The 15,457-nt window shown below is 42.1% G+C and carries 12 protein-coding genes and 1 pseudogene; 12 read left to right on the top strand and 1 reads right to left on the bottom strand.

What is annotated here, in order from left to right:
- Positions 1–70 precede the first annotated feature (70 nt).
- From ACLFKQ_RS07140 to ACLFKQ_RS07130, 3 genes are all read left to right on the top strand, one after another.
- Positions 71–1,660, top strand: a complete 1,590-nt coding sequence (locus ACLFKQ_RS07140; RefSeq protein ID WP_448999132.1) for a polysaccharide biosynthesis/export family protein — start codon at positions 71–73, stop codon at positions 1,658–1,660.
- A gap of 103 nt (positions 1,661–1,763) precedes the next feature.
- Positions 1,764–4,124 (top strand): GumC family protein, encoded by a 2,361-nt coding sequence (locus ACLFKQ_RS07135; protein WP_448999131.1) that lies wholly within the window; start codon positions 1,764–1,766, stop codon positions 4,122–4,124.
- A 37-nt stretch (positions 4,125–4,161) separates the two neighbouring features.
- A complete protein-coding gene (locus ACLFKQ_RS07130; RefSeq protein WP_448999130.1) occupies positions 4,162–4,680 on the top strand; it encodes a cofactor assembly of complex C subunit B in 519 nt (172 codons plus the stop codon).
- 106 nt (positions 4,681–4,786) lie between these two features.
- On the opposite strand, the gene ACLFKQ_RS07125 is transcribed toward ACLFKQ_RS07130, so the two are convergent.
- Entirely contained in the window at positions 4,787–5,113 is a 327-nt protein-coding gene (locus ACLFKQ_RS07125; RefSeq protein ID WP_448999129.1) for a DUF3155 domain-containing protein, read from the bottom strand.
- A 359-nt stretch (positions 5,114–5,472) separates the two neighbouring features.
- On the opposite strand from ACLFKQ_RS07125, the gene ACLFKQ_RS07120 reads away from it, so the two are divergent.
- From ACLFKQ_RS07120 to ACLFKQ_RS07080, 9 genes and pseudogenes are all read left to right on the top strand, one after another.
- Positions 5,473–6,786 carry a sensor histidine kinase gene (locus ACLFKQ_RS07120; protein ID WP_448999128.1) on the top strand — a complete coding sequence of 438 codons (1,314 nt, stop codon included), beginning with the start codon at positions 5,473–5,475 and terminating at the stop codon, positions 6,784–6,786.
- Between the two features lie 71 nt (positions 6,787–6,857).
- Positions 6,858–7,862, top strand: a complete 1,005-nt coding sequence (locus ACLFKQ_RS07115; protein ID WP_448999127.1) for a glycosyltransferase — start codon at positions 6,858–6,860, stop codon at positions 7,860–7,862.
- Between the two features lie 223 nt (positions 7,863–8,085).
- Positions 8,086–10,638, top strand: coding sequence for a DNA gyrase subunit A (gene gyrA / locus ACLFKQ_RS07110; RefSeq protein WP_448999126.1), 2,553 nt, complete (start codon positions 8,086–8,088; stop codon positions 10,636–10,638).
- A gap of 164 nt (positions 10,639–10,802) precedes the next feature.
- Positions 10,803–11,101 (top strand): annotated as a pseudogene (gene dhaM / locus ACLFKQ_RS07105) (dihydroxyacetone kinase phosphoryl donor subunit DhaM); the annotation flags it as partial.
- Between the two features lie 57 nt (positions 11,102–11,158).
- Positions 11,159–13,285, top strand: coding sequence for a phosphoenolpyruvate--protein phosphotransferase (gene ptsP / locus ACLFKQ_RS07100; RefSeq protein WP_448999474.1), 2,127 nt, complete (start codon positions 11,159–11,161; stop codon positions 13,283–13,285).
- A gap of 43 nt (positions 13,286–13,328) precedes the next feature.
- Entirely contained in the window at positions 13,329–14,111 is a 783-nt protein-coding gene (locus tag ACLFKQ_RS07095) for a class I SAM-dependent methyltransferase (protein ID WP_448999125.1), read from the top strand.
- 158 nt (positions 14,112–14,269) lie between these two features.
- Positions 14,270–14,533 carry a type II toxin-antitoxin system RelE/ParE family toxin gene (locus tag ACLFKQ_RS07090; RefSeq protein WP_448999473.1) on the top strand — a complete coding sequence of 88 codons (264 nt, stop codon included), beginning with the start codon at positions 14,270–14,272 and terminating at the stop codon, positions 14,531–14,533.
- 381 nt (positions 14,534–14,914) lie between these two features.
- A complete protein-coding gene (locus ACLFKQ_RS07085) occupies positions 14,915–15,286 on the top strand; it encodes a Lin0512 family protein (RefSeq protein ID WP_448999124.1) in 372 nt (123 codons plus the stop codon).
- Between the two features lie 2 nt (positions 15,287–15,288).
- Positions 15,289–15,447, top strand: a complete 159-nt coding sequence (locus tag ACLFKQ_RS07080) for a hypothetical protein (protein WP_448999123.1) — start codon at positions 15,289–15,291, stop codon at positions 15,445–15,447.
- Positions 15,448–15,457: the final 10 nt, after the last annotated feature.

The raw sequence follows: 15,457 nt of genomic DNA, 5'->3' as shown, positions 1-15,457 counted from the left end.
TTTAACAAATAGAAATAATAATGATAGTTTAGTCGCAATAATTGTAGTTTTCAAATTGTGATATTTTTTTATGAATCCTAAATCTGTTTGGTATCAATTATTTTTAAAAAAAGTCAATTGTTATGGCGCGATCGCTCTATCAGTAACTCTAGCGACTGCTGCTTTTCCCGTGGTCGCGCAAGAGACTCAAGAGAATGATACGCTTGAATTACAAGATCCTAACTCAAGGGAATCTTCCGAATCTGAAAGATTGCCAATTGGTGATTTTTCTAAACCCTTACCTAGATTGAATCCTAGCGAATCGACAGATGATGTGCCAACACTTCCCGCTACCGCCAGCGATAGTGCAGAATTTGCTACTGACGAAACCGCATATACTTTGGGTGCCGGAGACGTAATTGCTCTCAATATCTTTCAGGTAGAAGAGTATAGCGGGGAATATCCCGTAGCTGTAGACGGTACCATTAATTTACCATTGGTAGGCGGAGTTAGCGTTCAAGGACTCACTTTAGCAGAAACTTCCGATGCGGTTTCCAATAAATATGCCACCTATCTCAAACGCCCCATTGTCACCGTCGGTTTGGTTACTCCTCGTCCTCTCAAAATTGCCGTTTCGGGAGAAGTAGATAATCCTGGTTCTTACGAAGTACCTCTGTCGGGTGAGAATCAGAAATTTCCCACCATTACCGACATGATCGAGCAAGCAGGGGGAATTAATACCATTGCCGATGTCCGCAACGTGAGAGTGAAAAGAACTCTTAAAGATAGAGAGGTAGTATACAATGCCAATCTTTGGGATCTGTTGACTAAAGGAGCAATTAAACAAGATATCTCTCTGAGAGACGGGGATACGGTTTTCGTTCCTACCACAGAAGAAATCAATACTTCAGAATTAACTAGACTCTCTCAAGCTAGTTTTGGTTTGCAGGTAGACGAGCCAATAAGTATAGCAGTAGTAGGAGAAGTCTATCGTCCTGGTTCTCATACCGTAGAACCACAACAATTAAACCGCAATAATAATAACGACCTCAATGAGGTAAATGCTTCTTTACCTCCCAAACTCACTCAAGCTATTGGTGTAGCTCAAGGAATTAAACCTCTCGCTAATGTTAGAGACGTCCAAATATACCGTAAAACTTGGGACGGCTCCGAAAAAGTGATCGCCGTCGATCTCTGGGAATTAATTCAGACGGGAGACACTCAACAAGATGTGATTCTGCAAGAAGGCGATCGCATTGTAATTCCTCAAGCCGAAGCTTTAGCCAAGGAGGAATCGGAAACAATCGCTACGGCTAGTTTTGCCCGCGATACTATTAGGGTTAATGTAGTCGGCGAAGTGGCAAATCCCGGCGCACAAGAAGTACAGCCCAACACCCCTTTAAACCAGGCAATCCTGGCTGCAGGAGGCTTTGACAATACTAGAGCCGACACTAGCGATGTAGAATTAGTAAGACTGCAACCTAACGGTACTGTAGAAAAACGTGAAATTCAGGTCGACCTTGCCTCTGGTATCGATGATGAAACTAATCCTACCTTACGTCATAACGATGTTGTCGTTGTCAGTCGTTCTAATGTGACTAAAGGCACAGATGCTGCTGGTAAAGTTTTAGGTCCAATTGGCGGAGCATTGGGCGTAATTAGATTGTTCTTCGGTTTCTAATCTAATCGAAATATTTACTTATTGTTGCTCCAGCAATCTGGAGCAACAATAAGTTACTATGCCACTAGCTAAAAATTAATTTGTGTTGTGAGGATTAGCGAGCGTGCCAGATACAAATTCCGAACGTCCCGTTTATTCTGCCATATTAAATGGACATGGCAATAGCAATCAAGTCAAAAATGGCAACACCAGTTATTTAACTTCTTTCCCTATTTCCGATCGCGCTTCAATAGATGAAGATGAGGAAAGTATCGATCTGCGGCAGCTTGCCATCGTCTTCAAACATCGGCTGCGGCTGATTTTAGGAATAGCTATTGGAGTGACTGCAACTTCGGCGATTTTGACTTTTATCCAAGAGCCTGTATACAGGGGTAGCTTTCAGCTTTTGGTAGAGCCGGTAAGCCAAGATGAAACTGATTCCCCTCTATCAATTCTGTCTCAAGATTCATCTGGTCTAGATTATGAAACTCAAATAGAAGTATTAAAAAGCCCTAGCGTTCTAAAGCCAATAATTGCCGAGCTTAACGCTAAATATCCCGAAATTGAGTATAAAAAACTCATCGGTTCCAAAGATTCTCCTCTACAGATCGAACAGCTAAACCAAACCAAAATTTTGGAAGTATCCTATAGCGATGGCGATCCTGAAGAAATTGCTTTCGTTCTCGATAATCTAGCAGAAGCTTATTTAACTTATTCTGTAGACGAAAAAAAAGCTCAGGTCAAACAGGGTATCGATTTTGTAGATGAGCAGTTGCCTGGAGTCAGAGCTAGAGTAGATGAATTACAGGCTAAATTGCAAAGATTTCGCCAACAATATAATTTACTCGATCCTCAAGGAAGAGCAGTGTTTCTAGCTGAAAAACTGGCAAACTTCGAAGAAAAATACTTTGAAACTCAAGTCGAGCTCAATGAAACTTCATCTTTATACGATTTACTTCAGGGACAGCTAGGATTAGCACCAGAAGAAGCATTAGCCGCCAGTTATCTGAGCGAATCCCCTCGATATCAAAATTTACTCGACCAGCTCCAAGAAGTAGAAGTAGAGTTGGCAAAAGAATCAGCACGTTTTTTGCCCGATAATCCTAACATACAAGTATTACAAGATAAAAGAAAAGAACTCTTGCCTTTACTAGAAAAAGAAGCAGCAGCAATTTTTGGTAATACTTTATCTAACTCAGTCAACGATAATTCCAACATCGCATCTCCCAGTACTTTGCGATTGGAATTGAGCAAGCAATATATCGAGGCTGCCAACAAAGTTCAAATTTTATCGCTTAGAGAGCAGGCACTACAAAACGCGATCGCCAAACTCGAACGACAAATCCAGCAGATGCCAGTAATTGCTCGTCAATACACGGACTTAGAACGAGAACTAACGGTAGCTACAGAGAGTTTAAATCGTTTTCTTGCCGCTCAAGAAGAGCTTCAACTTGAAGGAGCAAAACAGGGTTCACCCTGGCAGCTAATTGCCCGGACGAACTTGGGAGAAAACCCCATTTCACCAAATACTCCTCGAAATCTGACTCTAGGATTATTTGGCGGTTTGCTGTTGGGAATGGGTGCAGCTTTGTTAGCAGAACGCCTCGATCCCGTGTTTCACTCTCCTGAAGAACTTAAAGAAAGCGTTCAACTGCCAATACTCGGTACTATTCCCATACAAAAAGACCTCAAACCTTTAGGCGAGTCCGTAACCCTTTCCAAGACAGAAAAATTTGGCATCCCACAATTGAACATTGGTAACACTACCCTCAAGATCGACAGTTCCTCAACTTCAAGCGATCGCACCGAAGCTCAACCCCAATGGCACGGCTCTTCTCCTTTTTTAGAAGCTTTCCGTTCCCTAAATACCAACATCAAATTATTGGGTTCGGACACTTCAATTCGTTCTATTGTTATTAGTTCTTCTGTTCCTTCTGAAGGCAAATCGACTATTTCCAGCCACTTAGCTCAAGCAGCTGCCGCAATGGGGCAAAAAGTGTTGTTAATTGACGCCGACTTGCGTCGTCCACAAGTACATAGTTGGCTCGGAGTTCCCAATCAAGTAGGATTGAGCAATATTCTAGCTACCGGTGTGGATTTGGATGATGCAGTGCTTAAAGTTCCTCAGTGGGAAAATCTATCGGTAATTACAGCAGGAGAACTACCGCCAGATCCCACACGCTTGCTTTCGTCTCAAAAAATGGGACATTTGATGGAACAATTGAAAAGCGAATCCGATTACGATCTGATTATTTACGATACTCCTCCCATCTTGGGATTCGCTGATGGTCGCATCTTGGCATCTCGTACCAATGGTGTGGTTCTAGTCGTCAGAATTGGTAATACCGATCGCGCTCTGCTCAAGCAAAATATTGATAATCTCAGAGTATATAACGTTCCTGTTTTGGGATTAGTTGCCAATCAGGTCAATCGAAGTTCTCGTGGCTATCATTACTACAGTCATTACTACGCTGACCGAAAATAATCGACCGTTCGTTTGCTTGTCAAGTTTAATTAAAATTGTGAACTCCCTGATTACTGCTTCAACTTTTCTACTGACCTTACTCATGGTAGTAGGATTATTTTTCTTTATTCGTGCTTCAGTCAAAGACCGAACCCAGCAAATTCAACTAAAAGCAGTTGAGTCTACAGATCTTTTAATCGCTCGATTGCAACAGCACTTTGAGGCTCGTGCTTATCAACTAGTAGAAGTAAATGATACTCAAAAGCAGGTTACATTCCAAGGTTTCGTTCGACCGAGTTGGTTTTTAGCAACTTTATTAACTATCTTGGCGGTAGTTGGTCTATCTTGTATTGCCTTAGTATTGACTTTACTTTTTCCCAGGTTTGGCGGCTGGTTTTGGTTATTACTAGCATTAGCACCAATTTCGGGTATTTTTTATTGGCGTAAAGCAGGACGGTGGGAAAAAGTTATACTGAAGGTCGAGTCAGAAGAGCGAAAACTTTTGAGCATTACCGCTCATCGAGATGAATTAATTCAGTTACGAGAAAATTCAACTTTTCAAATGATAGATTGGTAGAAGCAATTTGACGATTTAATACTACGAGAAATAAAAAAGGAGGCTGGAGATAGCCTCCTGTCGATTGCCATTTTTCCGGAGTTGCCAATATATACAATAAATAGTTTTAATGTCTTATTGCTGTGGCAACTACTTGGTTTTTACCTGATTCTTGAAGGTCGAACGCTTGCAGACTTGGGAAAAGAAAATGATTTTCTTCTACGTATTGCGCTCCAAACAAACCTTTTTCAGCCCAGAAATAACGGTCTGTAGTGTGTTCGTTTCTTTTTACTATTAATAAAGCTGGGGGGACGATGCCGAGAGAAGCTATATATTTGCGAGCAGCTGTCACGGGTTTCTCATCACCACTTTCAATATTATAATTTGGTACAAGCTCTAAGATTTTGCGTCCCTCTTGACGACGGCGGCTCTTACGTTTGCGTTTCCTTGCCAATCCGCTTACCTCCTAGTTTATTTAATTATTAAATAGTTGTAATCATAGTTACAGAATACTTAGGAATTGTATCGTGATAGGCTTAAAGAATCAAGCATCTATACTAGTAAATGCCAGGCGAAAAATTGGCACAGAAGCTCGATTAATCGTACTTTTGCTTGCTATAGCTCGTAGGATTGAAGTTTTTAAACCGCGCAACTTTTCCTAATAAGCCTTTACATTTTTTTAAGAAAATCAGCAAAATAGAAAGAGCGGAGTGTTTTTTAGCCCTCTAAATTTAATAATATATCCGCTTGCGGTTGCATCCAGTCGGATTAATTTTGGATTATCCTGTTTACAACTAAGTCCATCAAACTTTTATGTCTTATTCTCGTCTTGCCAGTTCCCAATTCGCTACTTTGTGTCAATCTCAAATGGCTTTATTGGATTACAGAGTAGGTGCTGTTTGCAGTGTGGTTTATTTAACCTCAGGACTAAATGAAGATTGGCAGGCGCGACTGTTTCCCTTTGCAATCTATCCCCAAACCGATAGCAAGAGTTTCTTAGAATTACCGCCAATTAAATTATCAGAAATTTGGCAGCAACCAACTCAATTCTCAAATACTTCGCCTCGTCTGCTAACCGGCGATCCCAAAATGGGCTCGATCGCTACTGCTAAGACATCAGAATGGAATGAAGAACTTCAAGGCAGAAGATTGCTTTTGCCTTTAATGTATGAAGAACAAATTTTCGGTTTATTAGTTGCCGAACGCCAAGACCGCAACTGGCAGGAAGCAGAATTAGCATCAGTAGAAGAAATTGCCCGGACTATGGCGCTAGCCAGGTGGCTCGATATACAGTATCAGTCTACTCAAGCACGCTTAGCGGCAGAACAAAATCTGCGCCGTATCGGTCGCGATCGCCTAGACGATCTGCTACATCAGTTGCGCAATCCCCTAACGGCAATTAAAACTTTTAGTAAACTCTTGCTCAAACATTCTCTACCAGAAAAAGACCGTTCGATTGCGAAAAATATCCTCAAAGAGGGCGAGCGTTTTGCCGAATTACTCGAACAATTTGAAAATGAAATAGACCATGAGGAAAATCGAGAGATACCTCTAACTCTCAGCGCGACTTCCATACCTTTACTAGAAGAAGATGCTGTAGGCAGCAATTTTTTGTTACCCGAATCTAAGACCAAATCGGCACCAGTAGACTTAGATCGGATTTTAGAACCTTTACTGGATACAGTTGAAGCGATCGCCACAGAAAAAAACATTACTTTAATTACTAATCTTCCAGAGAATTTACCTTTAGTTCGGGGTGATTTAAAAGCTTTAAGAGAAGTTTTGAATAATCTCATCGATAATGCTTTGAAATATACCCCTGCTCGGGGTAAAGTAGAGATATTAACGTGTCGGCGTTCGACCGACAAGCAAAACTGGCTGGGAATTGCCATTAAAGATACCGGTTGCGGAATTAGTCCCCAAGACAGAGAACATATTTTCGAGCGTCATTATCGCGGCGTTCAGGCAGAAGGAGATATTCTCGGTAGTGGCTTGGGCTTAGCGATCGCCAAAGAGTTGGTGGAACAGATGAACGGCGAAATTGAATTAATTAGCCCCAATAATTTGGCAGAGGATGAGGCTTTTGTGGGGACGACTTTTATTATTTGGCTACTGGTAGCAGAATAATAATTAATGAACGATTTGCCCGAGCGACAACGCGAGCGCTAGCCTCAGACAGTAGTGAAGGTTGAATTTAAATGAGAAAACTCTACTTTTTACTGCCAGGAACTACAGGCAAGTTTAGTGGTGGTGGGCTATGGGCAGAAATCAAGACCTATAATTTGGCAAGGGAGATTTGCGAAGCAGAAATTGTTACTTATCGGCAACGAGAAGCCAACTATTCGTTTATTGAAGCAGTTTTACAGGGTAGCGGTCTAGAAAACAGTATTTTTATTATTGGCTGGGGCTTTGATGTACCGCAACTGGTAGCTAGACTTAGCAATTATCATCTCGTCTATCACGCCCATAGTGCAAATTACGGTTTTAGACTACCAGGCAATATACCCATAATTACCGTCAGTCGCAACACGATGGGATATTGGGGACAACAAGGAGCGAATAATTTAATTTTCTATTTGCCCAACCAAATTAGCGATGAGTTTCGCAACTTAAATCGAGTGCGAGATATCGATGTTTTGGTGCAGACTCGCAAATCTTCAACTTATTTACTCCAGAAACTAGTTCCCGCCATGCAATCGCGCTTTCGCGTCGAACTGGTAGACAGTTACGTGAAAGATTTGGCAGGGCTGTTTAATCGCAGCCGAATTTATCTTTATGACTCTGCCGAATACTGGGCGACGAGTGGCGTTAGCGAAGGTTTTGGTTTACCGCCTCTAGAAGCCTTAGCCTGTGGTTGTCAGGTATTCTCTAGCGTCAATCACGCTCTGGCTGACTATCTAGATCCTGGCTTTAATTGTCATAAAATTGCCGGTTATTCTCTAGAGTACGATCTACAGAGAATCGCGACCGTTCTAGAATCTGACGACCATTTGGTATTGCCCGAGTCTTTTTTCGCTCGATATCGTCGCGAACATTTGAGCCAGCGATTAATGACTATTTTCGAGGAAATCAATCGTTTTTTTGACTTTCAAACCTCAAATAATTCTCCAATTCCCGAGCTAAATTCTTGGCGTATTAAGCAGTTATGGTTGCAGCGATCGCTGTTTAAACTGCAGCAAAAATTAAAGCTAACGGGAAAATAGGAGCGAGTCGACTCTATGAGAAACAGTATAACTACCAACAGAAACAACCATGAGTTTGCCCTTGTGGGGCGGCTCGCTTCTTCCTGCATTTGAGGGGCATTTTGTGTTAAAATTTTAGAATAAAATGCAAATTTATTGGGTTTTCCAGGCTAAAAAAGCAACAAAAGCGCAATTTATTAGCCTTTAATCCAAATTATGGCATATATTTGGAGTTTTTAATTATATGACCACTTCCCAGGAACGGATTATCCCCACCGATCTGAGTAACGAAATGTCTCGCTCTTATTTGGAATACGCCATGAGCGTAATTGTAGGACGAGCTCTACCAGATGCTAGGGATGGTCTCAAACCAGTTCATCGTCGCATTCTCTATGCCATGTACGAATTGGGACTCACTTCAGACCGTCCGTTTCGCAAGTGTGCTCGTGTAGTCGGGGAAGTATTGGGTAAATATCATCCCCACGGCGACACTGCGGTCTATGAAGCCTTAGTCAGAATGGCGCAAAGTTTCTCGATGCGGAGTCCTTTAATTGACGGACATGGCAACTTTGGCTCCATTGATAACGATCCCCCGGCGGCAATGCGTTATACCGAGTGTCGCCTACAGGCTCTATCTACTGATGCTTTATTGCGGGATATCGAAGCAGAAACCGTAGATTTTGCCGATAACTTTGACGGTTCGCAACAAGAACCAGTGGTGCTTCCTGCCAGAATTCCCCAGTTACTACTTAATGGTTCTTCGGGGATCGCCGTAGGGATGGCAACTAACATTCCTCCTCACAATCTAGGAGAATTGATCGATGGTACGATCGCTCTGATTCAAAATCCCGAAATAAGCGATCGCGAGTTGATGCGGCATATTAAGGGTCCCGACTTTCCCACAGGAGGACAAATCATCGGACGAGGGGGAATTAAAGATGCGTATACTACAGGTCGGGGTTCGATTACCATGCGTGGAGTGGCATCAGTTGAAACTATTTCTCCCAGAGGCGGACAACAAAAAGAAGCGATTATTATTACTCAACTGCCCTATCAAACTAATAAAGCTTCTCTAATTGAAAAAATTGCCGACCTGGTAAACGACAAAAAAATTGAAGGGATTTCCGATATTAGGGATGAAAGCGATCGCAACGGCATGAGAATTGTCATCGAACTCAAACGGGATGCCTATCCCCGCGTCGTACTAAATAATCTCTACAAACAAACTCCCCTGCAAGCCAACTTTGGGGCAAATATGTTGGCACTAGTCAGTAGCGAACCTCTACTGTTAACCATCAAGCAATTCCTGCAGGTATTTATTGACTTCCGCATTGAAGCCATCACCAGACGTACTCAGTATCAACTGCGGAAAGCCGAAGAAAGAGACCATTTATTACAGGGTTTGTTAATTGCTCTAGAAAGCATCGATGCTATTATTCAGCTGATTCGCAATGCTGCCGATACTTCTACAGCTAGAGAAGAATTAACTGCCAGATTTGGTTTTTCGCAAACTCAAGCCGATGCTATTTTACAAATGCAGCTCAGAAGGCTGACTGCTTTAGAAGCAGAAAAAATTCAGGCAGAACACGAAGACCTGGAGCGTCAAATTACCGATTTGAGAGATATTCTGGCAAGACGAGAGCGCATTGAGGCAATAATTCAGACAGAAGTTACAGAAATTAAAAATACTCATGCCACTCCACGTCGCACCGAAATTCTTCAGGGTGAAGGAGAACTATTAGACACAGATCTCATCGCTAACGAACAGTCAGTAATTTTGTTAACCGAACAGGGTTACATCAAGCGGATGCCCGTAGGCAGTTTTGGCATTCAGAGTCGGGCTACTCGAGGTAAAGCTGCTGCCAAAATTAAAGACGATGATGTAGTCAAACACTTTATAACCTGTTGCGATCATGATACGGTCTTGTTTTTTAGCGATCGGGGTGTAGTGTATTCTTTTTATGCCTACCAAATTCCCGCTACCTCTCGCACCGCTAGGGGAATTCCTATAGTGCAGATGCTGCCTATTTCCCAGGAGGAAAAAATTACTTCCATCGTAGCAGTAAGCGAATTCGACCCCGAACGGTATTTGGTGATGCTGACCAGTAAAGGTAATATCAAAAAAACCGCACTTTCTGCCTTTAGCAACATTCGCTCTAACGGCTTAATCGCCATTTGCTTAGAAGAAGGTGACGAACTACGCTGGGTACGTTTGGCAACAGAAGAAGACAGCATCATTATTGGCACTCGTCAGGGAATGGCAATTCATTTTCAAGCTAACAATCAGCAGCTACGTCCTCTAGGGAGAGCGACCAAAGGCGTAAAGTCAATGAAGCTTAAGGGTCAAGATGAACTGATTAGTATGGATATCATTCCCGCTCAAATTGTGGCAACCATCGATGCTAGCGGTGACGACGAAGACGAGGACACAGAAGAATTGATTTCCGAAGGAGGTGAGCGAGGACCTTGGGTGCTGGCAATTACCACCAATGGCTATGGCAAACGAGTTCCCATAACTAAATTTCGTCTGCAAAACCGTGCCGGCATGGGAGTTAGAGCGATTAAATTTAAATCTGCTGAAGACTGTCTAGCGGCAATTGGAGTAGTCAATCCAGAAGATGAATTCCTCATTATTACCAACCGAGGCATTATGATTCGTCAAGCAGTAGATGCTATATCTCAACAATCGCGTAACGCTACGGGAGTTAGAGTACAAAAACTCGATGGCGATGATGCGATTGCCGCCGTTGCTTTAGTACCTCCAGTAGTCGAAGAAGCACTCGAGGAAGCGGAATAATGAAGTAAAACTAAGCAGATTAGATCGAATCGGCTTGATTACCCATAAATATAATTGAGAAGAGAAAGCACCAAAATTCTGTTTAGACCTAAATGATTTAAAATAGAACCTCATTTAAGTACAAATGTATGTATAAGACAAAAGATTAATGAGGCGAATATGATATGGTTGGGATTGTTATTGTTTCCCATAGTGCCAAGTTAGCAGCGGGGGTCATAGAATTAGCCCAACAAATGATTCAGACCGATATTTCTTTGGCGCTCGCTGCAGGAATAGATGACCCGGAAAATCCCTTTGGCACCGATCCACTTCAGATTCAGGCTGCCATCGAATCGGTAAGAGTTCAGCAGGAGTAATTGTCTTAATGGACTTAGGGAGTGCCATTCTGAGTGCAGAAATGGCTGTGGAATTTCTCCCAGAAGAGGAGCGCGAGAAAGTCAGATTATGCCCAGCTCCGTTGGTAGAAGGAACGATCGCCGCAGTCGTAGAAGCAACATCTGGTGCCTCCCTAGAGCGAGTTATGGCATCGGCTCAAGCTTCTCTGAATGCCAAAACATCCCAGTTAAGAGGGGACAAGGAAAACTTGGATAATAGTTTCCCTCAAGATCTGGGAGCTAGGGGGGTAAAAATGACTATCCCCGAACACCAAATACAACTTACCGTACCTAATATTCATGGGCTTCATACTCGCCCCGCAGCTAAGTTGGTAACAACAACCTCTAGTTTTTCAGCCGAAATTAAGCTGCAAAATCTAACTACCCAAAGTCAGATAGTAAGTGCCAAAAGCATCAATCAAGTCATGCTCTTGGGAGTGCGTCAGGGAGACAAAATAGCTGTTACCGCTACGGGGGAAGATGCTACTGAAGCTTTAATAGCTTTACAGGAATTAATCGCAGCAGAATTTGGCGAATCAACTGTACAGACCTTAGATGCAACATCTCTACTCCAGCCGCCATTTTCCTTATCCACTCCATCCTTCCTAACAGGTATTCCTGCTGCTCCCGGAAAAGTGATCGCACCAGTCTTTTTCTATCAACCTCCTATCCTAGAAGAGATCGACGAAACAACAGACAACCCTGACCGAGAATGGCAGCAACTACAACAAGCGATCGGTCAGGGAATTGAAGAACTAGAACGATTCGTCCAAGAAGGATCGGCAGAATCTGCCAGTATCTTTAACGCTTATTTACTTTATTTAAAAGACCCAGAATTAATCGAGAAAACTCGCCAACTAATTTTCGAGCAATCCTTAACTGCTGCCACCGCTTGGCAAAAAGCGATCGCAGAACTAGCAGCATCCTATCAAGCTCGGGAAGACTCTTATTTACAAGCTCGTGCTGCGGATGTGGAAGATGTAGGACAAAGAATACTGCGTCTTTTATTAGGAGTAGATAAACAACCCATTGATATTGCTCAAGGAGTAATTCTGGCTGCTAACGATCTAACCGTTTCCGAAGTAGCGCAACTAAAATTGGGTCAGGTATCGGGAATTTGTCTGGCTGGGGGTAATGCAACGGCTCATAGTGCTTTGGTTGCCAGTCAGTTAGGAATACCGATGGTTGTCGGAGTAGGACAAAATTTATTTTCTATCGTACCTAAGACAGAAATCGCGATCGATGGAGCAACTGGTCAAATTTGGCTCGAACCCAATACGGAACAACGCCAACAGATACAAACCCAAAGTAATCTTAAAGAAGCGATCGTTTCCGAAGCAATTACCCTAGATGGTTATAAAATTCCAGTCTTAGCTAATATTGTGGGTTTAAATAATGCTACCTATGCCCTAGAATGCGGTGCGGATGGAGTGGGGTTATTGCGAACTGAATTACTGTATCTCGATCGCTCTAATCCTCCAACAGAAGCAGAACAATTCAACATCTTTACCGAGATAGGTGCAATTATGGAAGAGCGTCCCCTAACTATTCGCACCCTCGATATCGGTGCAGATAAACCCGTTGGATATTTAAATCTCCCCGCAGAAACTAATCCTGGTTTGGGCTGGCGCGGTATTCGTCAGAGTTTAGATTGTCCCGATCTCTTTAAAACTCAATTAAGAGCCATACTACGAGCTGCTGCAGAACATAAAATCAAACTGATGTTCCCGATGATGACATCCGTAAGAGAAGTCAAAGCAGCCAAACAACTAGTATTAGAAGTACAAGCAGAATTGAGAGAAAGTAAAATTAATTTCGATCCAGAAATTGCGATCGGTATTATGGTAGAACCCCCTGCTGCTGTGACTATGGCTGACTTGTTGGCAAAGGAAGTAGATTTTTTCAGTATTGGCACTAACGACCTCAGTCAATATATCATGGCAGCCGATCGCACCAATCCCAAAGTTGCAGCCTTAGCCGATGCCTACCAACCTGCGGTATTGAGAATGATTCGCCAAACCGTCGATGCTGCTCACAATGCAGGAATTACCGTCAGCGTCTGCGGTCAGTTAGCCAGCGATCCTCAAGCAGTGCCGATTTTATTGGGGTTAGGAGTAGACGAATTGAGTGTTAACCCCCCTGCTATACCTGTAATTAAAGCTATGATTGAGAGTTTGAGTAAAACTGAAGTACGGGCGATCGCTATTAATGTTTTGCAGTTGGATTCAGTAACAGCAGTAAGGAAGTGTGCCTCTAATGTAGCGTTAGTGTAATGCAAGCAAGTGTAAATTTACTGCAACGATTTGAGAAGACAGGATGGCACTCTATGACGCGATCGGAAAAACCTATGCCCAAACGAGAAGAAGCGATACGCGCATTGCTGAAAATTTGCTAGAGATTTTAGCATCCTCACAGGTTTCTACTGTTGCAGATATTGGTGCTGGTACGGGTTCTTATGCACTTGTTCTAGCCAAGCATGGGTATCGTGTTTTAGCGATTGAGCCTTCAGCGACAATGCGGAATCAGGCAATTTCCCATCCCGCAATTGAATGGATCGATGGATACGCTGAGAACCTACCATTATCCGATCGAGCAGTAGATGCAGCTATCATCATGCTTGCTTTTCACCATTTCCCAGATTATCGACAAGCGTTGAACGAGATTCACAGAGTTGTAGGTAATGGGCAAATTGTATTCTTTACATACGATCCAGAGATGATTTCTAGCTTCTGGTTGTCCGAGTATTTCCCCTCATTTACTAGAGAGGTTAAATCTACTTTTTTACCAATTCCAAAGTTAGTAGAGGAGATTCAAACGATTGCAGATAGTGTGGTGAATGTGATTCCTTTTCCTTTGCCGAATGACTTGTCAGACTCATTTGCAGCAGTTGGTTGGGCGAGACCGGAACTATACCTAGATAGTGGTGTTCGCAGGGTAATTTCTTCGTTTAACAAGATTGACGCTCGTGAGCTAAATAGTGGTCTTTCCCGCTTAGGTGAAGATTTGGAAAGAGGCAGGTGGGATCGAAAATATGGACATCTACGCCAGCAAAGCCAGTATGATGCTGGGTATTGCTTTGTTCATCGCCCAGCCGTATAACCATGCGGATGCAGCACAACAAGCGATCGCGATTTTAAACCAGTGAGATTATGTTAAATTAATTTCAAAATAATTTAACAGCGAACAACAAAAAGGTGAATTAAACTTTTCCTCGAATATTGATGAATTAAAACAACTAATGGAAGATTAATGAATGAATTAAAGTTAGCTTTAGTTCATCTTTTCGACGAGCATTCAAAAAAAGAATTAAAGAAAAAAAAGAATTAGAATCAAGAGTTTGGTCAAAACTGGAAGTGTTTACCAACGATTCTTTCGATCCAAGTCTTAGAATTCATAAATTATCGGGAAAACTAAAAGATTTATGGAGCTTTAGCGTAGAATACGACGAACTTTTTTTTACTTTCACAGATGATGGCAACACTGTTTTAGTTGATATTGGCAATCACGATGAGGTGTATTAGTTAATAGTTTTAAACAAAGATAAAAAACTAAAAATAATGAGCGATCGCACTACTAAACTAGAAAACCTACCGATCAACTAATTTTATTTAGACCATCAGACAGAAATCAACTAATGTAGCGATCGCCACTCAGCACTAGGCTTCAGTGTGGACATTAGATTATCGAGATCTGAGTTGGTTTAAGCAGCTCGAGTTGTGGACTTCCTAATTCAACAAGAGAAAAGCGATCGCTCTTTCTGTTTTGCAGTTGAATTCAGCAGCAGCAAGAAAATTCTTAAACTAGATTGCTATTAAAGGCAAGCAAAAAACTGAGAAAAACTTAGAATGATAACTGTGAAACAACTACGGCATGAGTATTGTTAATTTAAAATTTTAATTTAAATGACTGTAGAGCGTAAACGTTTAATTATTGAAATGGGTATGGGAGTAGACCAACATGGTCAAGACCCTACTGTAGCAGCAGCAAGGGCAGTACGTAATGCTATTGCTGACAATGCCTTGCCTGGAGTTTGGGAAGTGGCTGGTTTAAGCCATCCCGATCGAATGATTGTAGAAGTTAAAGTAGCAGTACCTTATCCAGAGCAAGTTAGGGAAAAAGAGGTATTAGCTGTCTTGCCTTTTGGACGGAAAACCCTGACTGTAGAGACTGGTGGTATGGTGGTTGAGGGACGAGCGATCGCAGAATTGAAGGATAAAAATGATGAAATACTAATTGCAGTTGCGGCTGTAACTGTTTTAATTGAAAACAATTAATTATGAAAAAATTAATTAATAATCCCGATAATTATGTCCCCGAAAGCCTTGAAGGAATGGCTTTAGCTTATCCCGAATTGATTAAAATTAATCTAGAACCTAACTTTATCGTAAGAATTCAGGTATCAGGGTTGACAAAAAGGAAAAAGAGATTAAAGTAGCCAATAATGA

The sequence above is a fragment of the Myxosarcina sp. GI1(2024) genome (assembly GCF_053543375.1).
Note: the sequence above shows the minus strand (reverse complement) of the source record. Positions and strands in the feature narration are given on the sequence as shown.

Bases quoted from the DNA above. Each gene is read 5' to 3' on its own strand.
- ptsP (WP_448999474.1), top strand. From the start codon at position 11,159: ATGGCATCGGCTCAAGCTTCTCTGAATGCCAAAACATCCCAGTTAAGA.
- ACLFKQ_RS07115 (WP_448999127.1), top strand. From the start codon at position 6,858: ATGAGAAAACTCTACTTTTTACTGCCAGGAACTACAGGCAAGTTTAGT.
- ACLFKQ_RS07080 (WP_448999123.1), top strand. From the start codon at position 15,289: ATGAAAAAATTAATTAATAATCCCGATAATTATGTCCCCGAAAGCCTT.
- ACLFKQ_RS07095 (WP_448999125.1), top strand. From the start codon at position 13,329: ATGGCACTCTATGACGCGATCGGAAAAACCTATGCCCAAACGAGAAGA.
- ACLFKQ_RS07120 (WP_448999128.1), top strand. From the start codon at position 5,473: ATGTCTTATTCTCGTCTTGCCAGTTCCCAATTCGCTACTTTGTGTCAA.
- ACLFKQ_RS07085 (WP_448999124.1), top strand. From the start codon at position 14,915: ATGACTGTAGAGCGTAAACGTTTAATTATTGAAATGGGTATGGGAGTA.
- gyrA (WP_448999126.1), top strand. From the start codon at position 8,086: ATGACCACTTCCCAGGAACGGATTATCCCCACCGATCTGAGTAACGAA.
- ACLFKQ_RS07140 (WP_448999132.1), top strand. From the start codon at position 71: ATGAATCCTAAATCTGTTTGGTATCAATTATTTTTAAAAAAAGTCAAT.